Annotated in this window: 15 protein-coding genes; 10 read left to right on the top strand and 5 right to left on the bottom strand. The window is 57.6% G+C overall.

Annotated elements, in window-relative coordinates; genetic code table 11:
* Window positions 1-15: 15 nt before the first annotated feature.
* A complete protein-coding gene (locus AC2FJ5_RS16245) occupies window positions 16-882 on the top strand; it encodes a lytic transglycosylase domain-containing protein (protein ID WP_496794037.1) in 867 nt (288 codons plus the stop codon).
* Between the two features lie 43 nt (window positions 883-925).
* On the opposite strand, the gene AC2FJ5_RS16250 is transcribed toward AC2FJ5_RS16245, so the two are convergent.
* The 5 genes from AC2FJ5_RS16250 to tldD all read right to left on the bottom strand — a co-directional run bounded on the left by AC2FJ5_RS16250 (window position 926) and on the right by tldD (window position 7923).
* Window positions 926-1552: a 3-oxoacid CoA-transferase subunit B gene (locus AC2FJ5_RS16250; RefSeq protein ID WP_496794039.1), complete on the bottom strand. Its 627-nt coding sequence runs from the start codon at window positions 1550-1552 to the stop codon at window positions 926-928.
* Entirely contained in the window at window positions 1552-2256 is a 705-nt protein-coding gene (locus tag AC2FJ5_RS16255; protein WP_496794040.1) for a CoA transferase subunit A, read from the bottom strand. The genes AC2FJ5_RS16250 and AC2FJ5_RS16255 overlap by 1 nt, the downstream gene beginning before the upstream one ends.
* Window positions 2257-2347: 91 nt before the next feature.
* On the bottom strand, window positions 2348-4981 hold the full coding sequence (gene topA / locus AC2FJ5_RS16260; protein WP_496794041.1) for a type I DNA topoisomerase: 2634 nt from the start codon (window positions 4979-4981) through the stop codon (window positions 2348-2350).
* Window positions 4982-5131: 150 nt separating this feature from the next.
* A complete protein-coding gene (dprA, locus tag AC2FJ5_RS16265) occupies window positions 5132-6262 on the bottom strand; it encodes a DNA-processing protein DprA (RefSeq protein ID WP_496794043.1) in 1131 nt (376 codons plus the stop codon).
* Window positions 6263-6501: 239 nt separating this feature from the next.
* Complete coding sequence (tldD, locus tag AC2FJ5_RS16270) at window positions 6502-7923, bottom strand: metalloprotease TldD (protein WP_142637988.1); 1422 nt, start codon at window positions 7921-7923, stop codon at window positions 6502-6504.
* 176 nt (window positions 7924-8099) lie between these two features.
* On the opposite strand from tldD, the gene coxB reads away from it, so the two are divergent.
* The 9 genes from coxB to AC2FJ5_RS16315 all read left to right on the top strand — a co-directional run bounded on the left by coxB (window position 8100) and on the right by AC2FJ5_RS16315 (window position 15687).
* A complete protein-coding gene (gene coxB / locus AC2FJ5_RS16275) occupies window positions 8100-9011 on the top strand; it encodes a cytochrome c oxidase subunit II (RefSeq protein WP_496790150.1) in 912 nt (303 codons plus the stop codon).
* 87 nt (window positions 9012-9098) lie between these two features.
* The gene (gene cyoE / locus AC2FJ5_RS16280) at window positions 9099-10055 is read left to right on the top strand and encodes a heme o synthase (RefSeq protein WP_496790149.1); all 957 of its coding nucleotides are present in this window, start codon (window positions 9099-9101) and stop codon (window positions 10053-10055) included.
* Entirely contained in the window at window positions 10052-10213 is a 162-nt protein-coding gene (locus tag AC2FJ5_RS16285) for a cytochrome c oxidase system small membrane protein (protein WP_185956706.1), read from the top strand. The genes cyoE and AC2FJ5_RS16285 overlap by 4 nt, the downstream gene beginning before the upstream one ends.
* Entirely contained in the window at window positions 10213-10788 is a 576-nt protein-coding gene (locus AC2FJ5_RS16290) for a cytochrome c oxidase assembly protein (protein WP_496703997.1), read from the top strand. The genes AC2FJ5_RS16285 and AC2FJ5_RS16290 overlap by 1 nt, the downstream gene beginning before the upstream one ends.
* Window positions 10789-10810: 22 nt before the next feature.
* A complete protein-coding gene (locus AC2FJ5_RS16295; protein WP_142637996.1) occupies window positions 10811-11626 on the top strand; it encodes a cytochrome c oxidase subunit 3 in 816 nt (271 codons plus the stop codon).
* A gap of 155 nt (window positions 11627-11781) precedes the next feature.
* Window positions 11782-12459: an SURF1 family protein gene (locus AC2FJ5_RS16300; RefSeq protein ID WP_496794044.1), complete on the top strand. Its 678-nt coding sequence runs from the start codon at window positions 11782-11784 to the stop codon at window positions 12457-12459.
* Window positions 12456-13844 carry a threonine synthase gene (gene thrC / locus AC2FJ5_RS16305; protein ID WP_496794046.1) on the top strand — a complete coding sequence of 463 codons (1389 nt, stop codon included), beginning with the start codon at window positions 12456-12458 and terminating at the stop codon, window positions 13842-13844. The genes AC2FJ5_RS16300 and thrC overlap by 4 nt, the downstream gene beginning before the upstream one ends.
* Entirely contained in the window at window positions 13841-15103 is a 1263-nt protein-coding gene (locus tag AC2FJ5_RS16310; protein WP_496692887.1) for a M16 family metallopeptidase, read from the top strand. Before thrC ends, AC2FJ5_RS16310 begins: the two co-directional genes overlap by 4 nt.
* Entirely contained in the window at window positions 15103-15687 is a 585-nt protein-coding gene (locus AC2FJ5_RS16315; protein WP_496678290.1) for a GNAT family N-acetyltransferase, read from the top strand. The genes AC2FJ5_RS16310 and AC2FJ5_RS16315 overlap by 1 nt, the downstream gene beginning before the upstream one ends.
* Window positions 15688-15789: the final 102 nt, after the last annotated feature.

Here is a 15789-nt window from a genome sequence, read left to right on the forward strand (position 1 = left end):
ACGTGAGGCAGGCAAATGAATCTCCGGAACGCAATAACTTGCGCCGGCTTGGCGCTGGCAGTGGTGTCGGCACCTGTGTCTGCCCCCGCCGAAGAAGTCGAGCCGCGTGGCGTATATAAACGGATCAAAGCAGCCAAGCCCGGTCAGCGCCCGCGCATAACGGTTCAGATATCGCCTACAGAACATGCCTCAGCACCTTCGGCGCCCAGCACAGGGGCTGAGATCGTAGTTCCTGAGATTATCGCGAGGACACGTGTTACGCCTCCGGGGCTTCCGGGAATTACGCCGCAAAACAAACCTGTCGGGTCTTATAAAGCGTTCTGGGACAGGATCTCACCCGGGATAGATGAGGCCAGTTCGGGTCGTTTGCAGGACTCGATAAATGCGCTTGCCGCCATAAACGTAGCCTCGCCCCGATTGCAGACGCTTCAGAATATTGCTCAACGGCAGGGGATCGACATTTTACGCTCGACCGTAGGGACAAATGTGTCGCCTGCGTTGGTGCTGGCCGTCATCTCGGTTGAATCGGCGGGCCGCGAAACGGTGGAAAGCTCGGCTGGGGCGCAGGGATTGATGCAGCTTATGCCCGCGACCGCGAAACGATTTGGGGTCGAGGACAGCCTTCACCCGGGGCAGAACATCTCGGGCGGAGTGAAATACCTGAACTGGCTGATGGAAGAGTTTGGAAACGACCCGATCCTGGTCCTGGCCGGATATAATGCGGGCGAGGGTGCGGTTCGTAAACATGGTGGTGTACCGCCTTATGCGGAAACACGGGATTATGTGCCCAAGGTTCTCGCGGCTTTTCAGGTGGCGCGAGCGCTGTGTTCGACACCGCCCGAGTTGATTTCTGACGGGTGCGTGTTTCAGGCTCTTAATTGACCAAGGCCCACACTGAAGTGGGCCTTGCCATTAGGTGAATTGATCAGTCGACAATCATCGCTTGTGTCGCAGCGCGCATCTCATCCTCGCTGACACCGTCTGCCAGTTCCACGATCTTCAGGCCGCCATCGACCACATCCAGAACTCCAAAATTGGTGATGATGCGATCCACAACACCCTTGCCGGTCAGCGGCAGGGTGCACTCTTTCAGCACTTTCGATTCACCGTGTTTGTTGGTGTGATCCATAACCACGATCACACGGCCAACGCCGGCCACCAGATCCATGGCGCCGCCCATGCCTTTGACCAGCTTGCCGGGAATCATCCAGTTGGCCAGATCGCCTTTTTCATCCACTTCCATGGCACCCAGGATTGCCGCAGCGATTTTGCCGCCCCGGATCATGGCGAAAGACGTAGCGCTGTCGAAATAAGCAGTCCGAGACAGTTCGGTGATCGTCTGCTTGCCTGCGTTGATCAGGTCCGGGTCTTCGTCACCCTCGAAAGGAAAGGGACCCATACCAAGCATTCCGTTTTCGGATTGCAGGGTGATATCCTTGTCGCCAACATAATTTGCCACCAGCGTCGGGATACCGATGCCGAGGTTTACATACATGCCGTCTTCCAGCTCTTGCGCCGCGCGGGCGGCCATCTGATTCCGGTCCCAGGGCATTATGCGTCCTCCTTCTTGCGGGTGGTGCGCTGTTCGATGCGCTTTTCGTGATTGCCCTGAATGATGCGATGCACGTAAATTCCAGGTAGGTGGATTGTGTCCGGATCCAAAGATCCGCGCGGCACGATCTCTTCAACTTCGACCACACAGATCTTACCGCAAGTGGCGGCGGGCACGTTGAAGTTTCGGGCGGTCTTGCGGAACACCAGATTGCCGGTGTCGTCGGCTTTCCACGCCTTGATAATCGCCAGATCTGCAAAAATACCTTCTTCGAGAATATAGGTCTCGCCGTTGAAGTCTTTGTGTTCTTTGCCATCGGCAATAACAGTGCCTACGCCCGTTTTTGTATAGAAGCCCGGGATCCCGGCGCCACCTGCGCGCATCCGTTCGGCCAGGGTGCCTTGAGGGTTGAATTCCAGTTCAAGCTCACCGCTGAGGTACTGACGCATGAATTCGGCGTTTTCGCCCACATATGAACTGATCATCTTTTTGACCTGCTTCGTTTGCAGCAGGATACCGATACCGAAATCGTCCACGCCCGCATTGTTCGAGGCAAAGGTCAGGTCTTTGGCACCCGAGGTCTTGATCGCCTCAAGCAGCAGCTCGGGAATCCCGCACAGGCCAAACCCGCCAGCGGCGATCAACATGCCATCCGAAAGCACGCCATCGAGCGCTTCGTTGGCATTGGCATAGATTTTCTTCATGGAAAACTCCCCCAATGAGATGGTGTTGGGCAGGTTGTGCCGTCACGTCACGGGGAAGTCAATGAAACCGGGCGAAGGGTGGTATTTCTACCTAACCGGCCTTCTTGGTTGTCTTCTTGGCGGCTTTTTTCTTGGGCGCCGTCTTTTTCTTGGTCCCTTTCAGGGCCGCGCGCTCATTGACCAGTTCGATGGCCATTTCCTGCGTTACGTCCTCGGGTTTGATGTCCTTGGGAATGGTCGCGTTGACCTTTTCCCACTTCACATATGGACCATAGCGCCCATCCAGAACCTGCATTGCGCCACCATCGGGATGTTCCCCCAGTTCTTTCAGCGCTTTGGCCGCAGCCCGGCGTCCGCGTCCCGGATTGGAGCGCTTTTCAGCAAGCAATTCGACCGCGCGGTTCATGCCGATCTCGAACACGTCATTGGGGTCTTTGAGGTTTGCATAAACCGGTTTGGCCTCATCCGCCAGCTGGTGCATCAGATATGGTCCGAACCGCCCGAAATTCGAGCTGATCATACCGCCCTCGGGGTGCTCACCAATCTGGCGGGGCAGGGATAGCAATGTCAGCGCCTTGTCCAGATCCATATCATCCTTGCTCCAGCCACGTGGCAGCGAGGCGCGCGGAGGTTTCTTGTTCTCGGGCGTTGGCTCTCCACGTTGAACATAAGGTCCGAACCGGCCGGTCTTCAGCCAGATATCATCACCCGAATCTTCACCCAGCAGGCGCTCTTCACCCTCGGCACCTTCACCGGCGATAGGACGGGTATAGGTGCATTCGGGATAGTTGCCGCAGCCGACGAACCCGCCAGTGCGTGAAGTTTTCAGGTGCAACTGGCCTGCGCCGCATTTCGGACAGACACGCGGGTCAGATCCATCCTCGCGTGGCGGATAGAGCTGCGGTGCCAGTGCTTCGTCCAGTTTGTCCAGCACTTCGGAAATGCGCAGTTCCGATGTCTCGCCAATCGCGGCCGAGAAGTCGCGCCAGAATTTGCCCAACAGATCCTTATAGTCCCGATCACCTGCACTCACATCGTCCAGCTGTTCTTCCAGATTGGCGGTGAATTCATAACCGACATACTGACGGAAGAAGTTCAGCAGAAAAATCGTGACGATCCGCCCCTTTTCTTCGGGGATCAGCCGGTTCTTGTCCTTGCGTACATATTCCCGGTCCTGAATCGTTGTGACAATCGAGGCATAGGTCGACGGTCGCCCGATCCCCAACTCTTCCATCCGCTTGACCAACGTCGCCTCGGTATAGCGCGGCGGCGGTTGAGTGTGATGTTGCAGTGCCAGAACTGATTCATTGTCTGACAGAATGGCCTCTTTCGCGGCCCGGTCCGTGCCATCGCTTGTCGCTTTGGTGAACTGATCCCGCAACGTGGTTTTAGAGAACCGTGCAGGGTCGCCCTGCATGATCTGGGGCAGGCGTTTGTCATCCTCATCGGCGACATCATCGCGGCCTTCTTCATAGACACGCATGAACCCGTCAAACATCACCACCTGACCGGTCGCGCGCAGGCCAACCTGCCCATCTTCGCTTCCGATTTCGACAGTTGTGCGTTCCAGCCGGGCAGCGGCCATCTGGCAGGCAATGGTGCGTTTCCAGATCAGGTCATAGAGCTTGCGCTGATCGTCGTCCGTTACCTTCAGCGCTTTGGCATCGCGGGTCATATCCGTAGGCCGGATGCATTCGTGGGCTTCCTGCGCGTTCTTTGCCTTGTTCTTATAGATGCGAGGGCTGTCCGGCACATATTCCGCGCCATAGCGGTCGGCGATGGTCTCGCGCGTAGCCGCCACGGCCTCGGGGGCCATGTCGATGCCATCGGTTCGCATATAGGTAATGTAGCCGGCCTCATACAAGCGCTGTGCCACTTGCATCGCGTGACGCGCACCCATGCCGAACTTGCGGCTGGCCTCTTGCTGCAGGGTCGAGGTCATGAAGGGTGCGCTGGGATTTCGAGCGGCGGGTTTCGCCTCGACCGAAGTGACACTGAGCGCGCGGCTGGTGATCGCCTGCACCGCCAGTTCGGCCTGGGTTGAGTTGGACAGATCGTGCTTGTCCAGCTTTTTACCGGCTAGTGTGACCAGGCGTGCCTCATAGGTCTGACCACGGGGTGTTTCGAACAGGGCGCGCACCGACCAGTATTCCACCGGTTTGAACGCCTCGATTTCCATCTCTCTCTCGACGATCAGGCGCAGGCAGACAGACTGCACGCGGCCTGCGGATTTTGCACCAGGCAGTTTGCGCCACAAGACGGGCGACAGGTTGAACCCCACAAGATAATCCAGCGCACGGCGGGCCAGATAGGCCTCGACAAGTGGCATGTCCACCTGACGGGGGTTTCGCATTGCCTCGGTCACTGCGTCCTTAGTGATGGCGTTGAAGGTCACCCGGCTGACAGGCGTATCCTTTTTGATCGACCGGCGTTTGGTCAGTGCTTCCTGCAAATGCCAACTGATCGCTTCACCCTCACGATCGGGGTCGGTGGCGAGGATCAGGGCGTTGTCTTCTTTCAGCGCGTCGGCGATGGCTTTGACATGTTTGCGGCTGTCGTTCCCGACCTCCCATTTCATCGCAAACTCATCCTCGGTATCGACCGAGCCATCTTTGGGCGGCAGATCTCTAACATGGCCGTAAGACGCCAGAACCGTGTAGTCCGGGCCAAGATATTTATTGATTGTTTTGGCCTTGGCAGGGGATTCTACAACAACTACAGGCATTTAAGGGGAAACCTCGCTCGACGGAATTGGCGCCTTCTATGAGTGTGCAAGATGTGTAGGGCAAGAGCGAATTGTCAATGCGTTCCTTTGAAGGCAAGGATTTATACGCGATTACAATGGGATACATGTGTAAGATTGGATATCCAACACTCAGGCGGTCAATGACAGAAGACCCCCGGGTTGGCGTTGAATACGTCCGTCCAGTTCCAGATCGACCAAAACCGGGGCAATTTCACCCGCCGTTGCCTCAACATCGCGGATCAACTGGTCTTCGGCGATAGGAGAGGGGCCGAGCCGGGTCAGAATTAGGCGTTCCAGGTCATTGGTTGAGCATGGTGTGCGGGGTAAATTCTTTTGGAGCATTTGCTGGGGTTCGAATAGGTTCGCTTGCTGCGGTAGCGCTTCGATCACATCTTCTGCAGACCTTATCAAAGTAGCACCGTCGCGGATCAGCAGGTTGCAGCCAGCCGCACGCGCGTCAAACGGGTGTCCGGGCACAGCCAGAACATCGCGCCCCTGGTCCAAGGCGTCGCGCGCTGTAATCAGGCTGCCGGATTTGGCGGCGGCTTCGACCACAATAACGGCCTTTGCCAGGCCCGAGATGATCCGGTTGCGACGCGGGAAATGGCGCGCCTGTGGCGTGACGCCCATGGGTTGCTCCGAGACGCGCAGCCCGGAACCTGCGATTTCAGCGGCAAGATCGGTATTTTCAGCAGGGTAAACCACGTCGACCCCCCCCGCCACAACGGCGATGGTGCCTGTTTCAACCGTGGCTAGGTGCGCCGCGGTATCAATCCCGCGGGCCAGGCCAGAAACGATCACATAACCCTGTTTTCCCAGATCGGTCGCCAATCCGCGCGCCATTCGCGCGCCCAGAGATGAGCAGTTGCGGGCACCGACCATAGCGACCGAGGGGCGCTGTAAAAGAGAGGTGTCACCGATTGCCCACAACATTGGCGGAGCATCATTCAGATCATGTAAAGCGGATGGGAAATCGGCGGACCCTAGGCACAAAAGCCGCGCATTGGCAGCTTTTGCGGCCTTGAGTTCCGCCTCAATCACGCCGGGCGGGCAGATTTTATACCCTTCTATTCCGGCAGCGCGTGCCATTTCCGGCAGCGCGGCCAGCGCATTCTGCGCCGAGCCATGTTCGCGAAGCAGCCGCCGAAACGTCGCCGGGCCCACTTTGCGAGAACGCAACAGACGAAGCCAGGAAAACCGATCCTCTTCCGTGGTGGGTGGGAGTGTGGGGTGATTGGAAGAAAGCTGCTCTTCGGTCATCCGTTGCTCCGTCTGATTGCAGAACTGGTTTACGGCTGCCAGGGTTAACAGCGTGTGAATCCCGTCAAATTTTCCGGATATATTTCGAGTCTCGGTTGTCTCAGTTGCGTAGGTTGTTGAAAAACAACGGCAAAAAATACAGCCGAGTCGGAAGTCGGAAAACGCCTCTCCGCAAAGTATCAATGCATATCCAAAGCGGGGCGTTAACCCTGCGCTTTGGAAGCAGTGACCGATTCTACTTAGGCCGCCGATCCTCCAATCGTCAGCCCATCCATCAGGACCGTAGGTTGACCGACGCCCACGGGCACCCATTGGCCATCCTTGCCACACGTGCCCATTCCCGGATCCAAGGCCATGTCGTTGCCCAACCCGCGAACGCGTTTGAGGGCAGAGGGGCCATCGCCAATCAATGTTGCCCCTTTGACCGGCGCGCCGATTTTGCCGTTTTCAACCCGGTATGCCTCGGTACAGGAAAACACAAATTTGCCGTTGGTGATATCCACCTGACCGCCGCCAAAGCCTACGGCCCAGATGCCATCCTTTATATCGGCTACCAAAGCGGCGGGATCGGCATCGCCACCCAGCATGATTGTATTTGTCATCCGTGGCATTGGTTTATGGGCATAGCTTTGACGCCGCCCATTCCCGGTTGGCGCAACACCCATCAGACGGGCGTTCTGGCGATCCTGCATATATCCGGTCAGGATGCCGTCTTCGATCAGCACAGTGCGCGAACTGGGTGTGCCCTCATCATCGACGCTGATTGACCCGCGCCGGTCTGCGATTGTGCCGTCATCAACGACCGTAACACCTTTGGACGCGATCTGTTGACCCATCAGCCCGGCAAAGGCGGAACTGCCCTTGCGATTGAAATCCCCTTCAAGGCCGTGGCCAATCGCTTCGTGCAGCAAGATGCCGGGCCAGCCAGGGCCCAGTGCGACCTCCATCACGCCAGCAGGGGCGGGAACAGCCTCGAGGTTGACCATGGCGATGCGAAGGGCCTCGCGGGCTTTATCCTGCCAGTCGGTTGGATCGATCAGCCCGTCCAGGCCGATCCGGCCACCTCCACCGGTCGAGCCGCTCTCACGACGGCCGTTCTGTTCTACGATGACCGAGATATTCAACCGGGTCATGGGGCGGACATCGCGGACCAGAATGCCGTCAGGGCGAAGAATCTCAACCTCCTGCACCGCAGCAGCAATAGTAGCACTGACCTGTACTACACGCGGATCAAGATCACGGGCAAAGGCGTCAATCTCGCGCAATGTTTCGATCTTGACGGGAAAACTGGCAGATTCGATCGGGTCTTCGTCTGTATAGAGGCGCTTGTTGGTGGCCCGGGGGGCATCAGCTAGCGTTCCGCCACCATCACCGACCGCCAGCCGCGCGGTCTCGGCGGCCCGTTTCAGGGCAGGAATCGAGACGTCCGTTGAATGCGCATAGCCTGCCACTTCGCCCTGTACGGCGCGCAGGCCGAAACCTTCGGACGCGTCATAAGAAGCGGTGCGCAAGCGCCCGTCATCAAAGACCAGAGACTCGGATTTCCGGCGTTCAACGTACAGTTCTCCGTCCTCGGCCCCGGCGGTGGCGGATTGCAGTACTGCAAGCGCTTCGTCATGTGGAAGAGCGCTTTCAAACGGGCGAAACGGGTCGTTGGGCATCTCTTGGGACCTTTCGAGTTTGATCCAGATCAAAAATAGCGTCTGTTTGACGCAAGCATTTTGCTTTATCTACCCGCAGGAATATGGTTTTTAACGCGGCCAAAGACAACGGGTGAGGTGTGGCCGATTCACACCTTTTCGCCAGGGACGCAAAGATCAAACGATCAGGACAGAAAATGAAGAACGCTTTGAAGCTTTCGGGGCTTATGACAGCCCTCTCCAGCCTTCCCGCCATGGCTCAGGAGCTTGAGATTATCGGTCAGCCGGTTGACGGCGGCATAGGATTCCAGCCCGCAGCCACAAGCCTTGCCGAGGGGATTCATCGCCTGGATAATATGATTCTGGTGATTATTACCGCGATCTGCATATTCGTTGCGGGCCTGCTGATTTACTGCATCATGCGTTATAACCAACGCGTCAACCCGACCCCGGCGCGATTCTCGCACTATACTCCGGTCGAGATCGTCTGGACGTTGGGTCCGATTCTGATTCTAGTATTCATCGGTGCTTTCTCTCTGCCGGTTCTGTTCAAGCAGCAGGAAATTCCCGAAGGTGATGTCGTTATCAAGGTTGTCGGCAACCAGTGGTATTGGACATATGAGTATGTCGATCACGATTTTGCATTCGACAGCTATCTGCTTGGCCATCCGGCCACGTTGGACGAAGGTACCCGCCCCGCCGATGCGGACGTGACGGCGTTTGTCCTGGATGACGCGATGCGGGCCAAGCTGGCAGACGCAGGGTATAGCGACGATGAGTGGCTGCTGGCCACCGACACAGCGGTAGTTGTCCCGGTTGGAAAGGTCATCGTGATGCAAGTTACTGCGTCCGACGTGATCCATTCCTGGACCATTCCGTCCTTCGGTGTGAAGCAGGACGGTGTACCCGGACGCCTGGCTGAGCTGTGGTTTGAGGCCGAAAAGGAAGGCATCTATTTCGGCCAGTGTTCGGAACTGTGCGGCAAAGACCATGCCTATATGCCGATCACTGTCAAAGTTGTCAGCCAAGAGGCGTATGACGCGTGGCTGAAAGGTGCGATCGACGAGTATGCGGGCCTGCCGCAGAACTATCAGGTCGCTTCGAACTGATTTCAGTAAGGGCGGGATGCGTCCCGCCTGCTACAAGATGCAGGCTGTGCGAGAGATCGCACAGCCTTCGCCCCAAAAGGACCCGAGATGAGCGACGCAAGCATCAATGCAAGCCAAACGACCGCCCAAGCGTATGCGAATGAGGCCAGCTTTGGCGATTACTTCGCCCTGCTGAAGCCGCGCGTGATGTCGCTGGTTGTATTCACGGCGCTTGTTGGTCTGCTGGCAGCGCCGGTACCGGTACATCCGTTCGTTGGGTTCTGCGCGATATTGTTCATTGCCATCGGAGGTGGCGCATCCGGCGCGCTGAACATGTGGTGGGATGCAGATATCGACCGCGTTATGAAGCGCACCAAAGGTCGCCCCATACCGTCGGGCAAGGTACAAGAGGGCGAAGCGATGGCCTTGGGCCTGGCACTGTCCGGCCTGTCGGTGATCATGTTGGGTCTTGCAACCAACTGGTTCGCCGGAGCCTTTCTGGGCTTCACCATCTTCTTCTATGTCGTTGTCTACACGATGTGGCTCAAGCGCTCGACGCCACAGAACATCGTGATTGGCGGCGCAGCTGGGGCTTTCCCGCCGGTTATCGGCTGGGTCGCTGCAACCGGATCCATGTCCGTCGAACCTTGGCTGATGTTTGCCCTCACCTTCATGTGGACGCCGCCGCATTTCTGGGCGCTGGCCCTGTTTATGCGGTCGGATTACGACGATGCGGGTGTGCCAATGTTGACGGTAACCCATGGTCGGCGGGCGACGCGCTGGCATATTCTGGTCTACACCGTTCTGCTGGCAGCGCTTGCGATTGGAACCGGCTTTTCGGCAATCGGCGGTCCGGTCTATCTGACCGTCGCTATTGTACTGAACGCGTTGTTCCTGCGCGGAGCATGGGCAATCTCGCGTCGGACCGAGGATGACTCCGAGGCTGATAACTTCAAAGTTGAGCGTGGCTTTTTCAAGCTCTCGCTGCTGTATCTTTTCCTGCATTTCGGCGCGATCCTTGCCGAAGCACTGCTGAAGCCTTACGGGCTGGGAGGCTGGGCATGAGCCTGCGCAAAAGCCATGAGTTGCATCAACGTCGGTTCAGCCGAAATCTGGGGGTTGGCCTGACGCTTGCTGCATTCATCGTGCTGATCTTTGGGCTGACGATCGTCAAAGTCTCAGGGACCGATTTTAACAGGGCCATGCAAGAGGTGCAGAACTGATGGCGTTAACGGGGCCGCAAAAAACCGTCGTGCAAACCGTCGGCGTTGTTGTTCTGATGGGCAGCCTCGCCTGGGCTTCGGTGCCGTTTTACGACTGGTTTTGCCGGGTCACCGGGTATGGCGGCACAACCGGAGTGGCTGAAGCCGCGCCAGAGGACATCCTTGAGCGCACTGTTACCGTTCGCTTTGACGCCTCAAAGGCGAAAGACATGGCCTGGGAATTTAAGCCGGTCGAGCGCCAGATGGAAATCCGCATCGGCGAAACGGGCCTGGCCTTCTATGAGGCATATAACCCCACGGACCGCCCAATTGCCGGTCAGGCGTCTTACAACGTTGCGCCTTATTCGGCCGGTGGGTATTTCCAGAAGATCGCCTGTTTCTGTTTTGAAGAACAGGTGTTGCAACCCGGAGAACGGGTTCAGATGCCGGTGAGCTTTTTCGTCGATCCCGAAATGGTCGAGGATCTGGAAGCCAAATATGTGCATACGATCACTCTGTCGTATACATTCTACGAAATTGACCTGCCCGAGGGCTATGCCGCCCTTGATGTTCAGGGTGATACAAACAAGAACTAACGCCTGTAGGTGAGGGACGCTGATGGCACACGCAAAAAATCATGATTACCACATTCTGACCCCTTCGATCTGGCCACTGATCGGCGCTGCGGGCGGCTTTGTGATGTTGTTCGGAGCCGTCCTCTGGATGCACGGCGTCACCTCCTACATGTTCTGGGCCGGTCTTGTCGCGGTTCTTTACACCATGTTCGCCTGGTGGTCCGAAGTGGTGGCCGAAAGCCGTGTAGGCGATCACACGCCGGTCGTGCGCATTGGCCTGCGCTATGGGTTCATCCTATTCGTGATGTCCGAGGTGATGTTCTTCTTCGCCTGGTTCTGGTCGTTCTTCAAACACCGCATGTACCCGATGTACGACTATGCGGGCACCGAATACATCCAGCCGGATATCCACGCGGTTGACCCGTTCCACTTGCCGCTGATCAACACGCTGGTCCTGCTGCTTTCGGGCTGTGCCATCACCTGGGCGCACCACGCGCTGGTGCATGACAATGACCGCAAGGCGCTGATCAACGGCCTCGCTATTGGTATCGTTTTGGGCATCGCCTTTACCGCTCTGCAGGGCTTTGAGTACTACGAATTGCTGGCCCATGAGGGCTGGAAATTCGGTGGTGATCAGTTCTATTCGAACTTCTTCATGGCAACCGGCTTTCACGGCTTCCACGTGATTATCGGCACCATCTTCTTGTCGGTCTGTTTGATCCGGGCACTGAAGGGTGATTTCACGCCGGAAAAGCACGTCGGTTTCGAGGCCGCGGCCTGGTACTGGCACTTTGTTGACGTTGTCTGGCTGTTCCTGTTCTTCGCAGTCTATATCTGGGGACAAGCCCCTTTGATCTGACGCCGGACCGGTAACAAAATTGCAAAAGCCGCCCCCAAGGGCGGCTTTTTCTCTATCAGGGTGCAAGATTGCACCCGATACAAATGGGTGGTTGCAATTCAGTTCACACCGCCCTTAACAAGACGCCGGTTTCTGCAACAAGGTTTGACCCCGCCATGCGCCGCATAACTTTCCTGCTGATCTTCGGGCTCGCCGGTCTGGGCGTACTTGTGTCGCTGGGCGTCTGGCAGGTACAGCGGCTTGGGTGGAAACAAGACGTGTTGGCCGAGATTAACGACCGGATCTCCGCCGAACCTGTTTCCCTGCCGCAGCAGCCTTCCGAGACACGGGACAAGTACTTACCGGTTTTCGTCCAGGGTGAGATGCAGCCGGGTGAAATCCATGTTCTGGTTTCGGTGAAACAAGTAGGCGCTGGCTATCGAGTTATCCAAGCTTTCGATACTGGCGACCGGACTATTCTGGTCGATCGCGGTTTTATCCCAACCACTGCCAAACAGGTTGAAAGACAAACCGGACAGATCGAACTGACGGGCAATCTGCACTGGCCGGATGAGATCGACAGCTATACGCCCGAACCCGATTTGTCTGCTAATATCTGGTTTGCCCGCGATGTTCCCGCTCTTGCCGCAGCTCTGGGAACCGACCCGGTTCTGCTGATCGCACGGTCCCAAACCGATCCGAATGTGACCCCTCTGCCAGTGGACACTGCGGGCATCCCGAATGATCATCTGGGATACGCGATCACATGGTTTGGCCTGGCTTTGGTCTGGGCTGCAATGACTGGTTATTTCCTGTGGCGCGGTCGCGCCCCATCAGAAAGTGAAGCGCAATGAAATATGTCTCAACCCGCGGGCAGGCGCCCGAACTGAGTTTTGAAGAGGCGATGCTGACCGGGCTGGCCCGCGACGGCGGCCTGTATCTGCCCGCCGAGATCCCGGTGATGAGCCAGGATGACATCGCTGCTTTGGCCGGCCTGTCCTATGAGGAGATCGCCTTTCGTGTGATGTGGCCCTATGTCAGCGGATCATTTGGGGAAGATGAGTTCAAACAGATCATTGCCCGCGCCTATAAAGGGTTCGGCCATGACGCCCGCGCACCGTTGAAGCAGTTGAACGAGAACCACTTCCTGCTGGAGTTGTTTCACGGCCCGACACTGGCCTTCAAAGACTTCGCCATGCAGCTAATCGGTCAGTTGTTCCAGGTAGCGCTGAAGCGTCGCGGGGATCGGGTGACTATCGTGGGCGCGACCAGCGGTGATACCGGTTCTGCCGCGATTGAGGCGTTCCGGGGGCTGGATGCGGTAGACGTGTTTATCCTGTATCCGCATGGCCGTGTATCTGAGGTGCAGCGTCGTCAGATGACCACACCTGCGGACGGCAATGTGCATGCTCTGGCCGTCGACGGGGACTTTGACGACTGTCAGGCCGCGCTGAAGGATATGTTCAACGATTTCGAGTTCCGCGATGGGGTCAAACTGGCGGGTGTGAATTCGATCAACTTCGCCCGGGTTCTGGCGCAGATCGTCTATTACTTCTCGGCCGCGGTCAGCCTTGGCGCACCGCATCGCAAGGTCAGCTTTACCGTGCCGACAGGCAATTTCGGCGACATTTTTGCGGGCTATCTGGCGAAACGCATGGGCCTGCCCATCGACCGCCTGGTCGTGGCGACCAATCAAAACGACATCCTGCATCGCTGCCTGTCGGGTGAGGGGTATTTTAAAGGCGAAACCATCCCGTCGATTAGCCCGTCGATGGATATTCAGGTCAGCTCGAACTTTGAACGCGCGCTGTTCTATGCCTATGGTGAGGATGGCAATGCGGTCGCACAGTTGATGGATGAGCTGAAAACCGGCGGCTTCAATGTCAGTCAAGGGGCGATGGAAACGCTTCGTGAAAACTTCGACTCAGGGAGAGTGTCCGAAGACGAAACGCTCGATACGATCAAGCACACGCTGGCCCATAGCGCGGAACTGGTTTGTCCGCATTCCGCAGTGGGGATCAAAGTCGCGGAACAGCACCGTGGGACGAACGTCCCGATGATCACTTTGGCGACCGCACACCCGGCCAAGTTCCCGGCTGCGGTCGAGAAGGCGAGTGGCGTACATCCGCCTCTTCCCTCTCGCATGTCTGATCTGTATGAACGTCCGGAACGGGTGACCCGCATCGCCAATGATCTGGGCGCCCTTGAGGATCATATCAAAGGGCATATCGCCGAGTGACTGTCAGACAAGACCAACTGAAGAACGGCTTCCGTATCGTCAGTGAACATATGCCGGGGCTGCAATCTGCGGCCATAGGCATCTGGGTAACCGCCGGTGCGCGCAATGAGCGGATCGAACAGAATGGCATAGCCCATTTCCTTGAGCATATGGCGTTCAAGGGAACCAAACGGCGATCCGCGCTGCAAATTGCCGAAGCGATCGAGGATGTGGGCGGGTATATCAACGCCTATACTTCGCGCGAGGTGACGGCCTATTATGCGCGCGTTCTAAAAGACGATGTGGCGCTGGCGATGGATGTCATCGGTGACATCGTCCTGAACCCGATCTTCGATCCGCGCGAGATTGAGGTCGAACGCGGTGTGATCCTACAGGAAATCGGTCAGGCCTATGACACGCCCGACGATGTAATCTTTGACTGGCTGCAAGAGCAAAGCTATCACGATCAGCCCTTGGGCCGGACCATACTTGGCCCCACTGAACGCGTCAGCGCATTCTCGCGCGAGGATCTGTCGGGTTTCGTCGCCGAGCATTATGGCCCTGAACAGATGATCCTATCCGCTGCTGGTGCGGTTGATCATGATGCACTGATGAAAACGGCCGAAGTGATGTTTGGTCACCTGCAACCACGCAAGGGTTTGATCCCTGAAGTGGCTCGATTTACCGGTGGTGAGGCGCGGCAGGAAAAAGAACTGGAGCAAGCTCATTTCGCTTTGGCGCTGGAAAGCCCCGGCTATCGCGACGACGCGATCTATACCGCGCAGATTTATTCGACCGCGCTGGGCGGGGGTATGTCTTCGCGCTTGTTTCAGGAAGTTCGGGAAACACGCGGGCTTTGCTATACGATCTTTGCCCAGGCCGGCGCCTATGCCGACACGGGCACTACCACGATCTACGCGGGCACATCTGCGGATCAGATCGGTGAGTTGGCGACGATCACCATTGACGAAATGAAGCGTGCCGCCGAGGATATGAGCCCCGAAGAGGTCGCCCGTGCTCGTGCGCAAATGAAGGCCGGAATGCTGATGGGGCTGGAAAGCCCCTCGAACCGGGCCGAGCGTCTGGCGCGTCTGGTGCAGATCTGGGGACGGGTGCCGTCGCTTGAGGATACAGTCGCCAAGATTGACGCGGTCAGCACCGAAGATGTCCGCAGCTTTGCCGAACAGATAGCAGCACAAGCGCCAGCGGCGCTGGCGCTGTATGGTCCGGTATCAGGTGCACCCACACTCGCGGACTTGCAGGAGAGGCGCGCGGCGTGATGCTTCTGGGCAGACGCAAGCTGAAACTTGAAACCGAGCGGCTCAGCTTGCGCCCGCCCGTGCACTCCGATTTTAACGACTGGGCGGCGCTGCGACGCTCGTCCAAAGACTTTCTGACCCAGTGGGAGCCGATCTGGGCCTCGGACCACTTGAGCCGGAAATCCTTTACTAACCGTGTCTACTGGGCGCAGCGCTCGGTTGCGAGTGGGACGGCGATTCCGTTATTTCTGTTCCGGCGATCTGATGACCTGCTGGTCGGTGCGATCACCCTGGACAATGTGCGCCGTGGCCCGGCACAGGCTGGGACCTTGGGCTATTGGACCGGTCAGGCTTTTGCCCGCAACGGGTATATGCGCGAGGCTATTGGCGCGGTGGTCCATCATGCCTTCACGCGTTTAGACCTGAGCCGGATCGAGGCGGCCTGCCTGCCCGAAAACAAACCCTCGCGCGGATTGCTGGAAAGCTCGGGCTTTAAATACGAAGGCGTGGCGCAGTCCTATCTGCAGATTGACGGGCGCTGGCGAACGCATGTGTTATATGCCTGTCTGCGGTCGGACCGGCGCGGGAAGACAGAAGCGGGGTAGGACCATGGCGCGGGCGAAACAGCCAATGATTTGGATCAGCCGTGCGATGGTAAGCACCTCTAGCATCAAAGGGTTTGAGGCAGACGTTGTCTTGAACGACAG

Source organism: Ruegeria sp. CDSA221, from assembly GCF_059611825.1.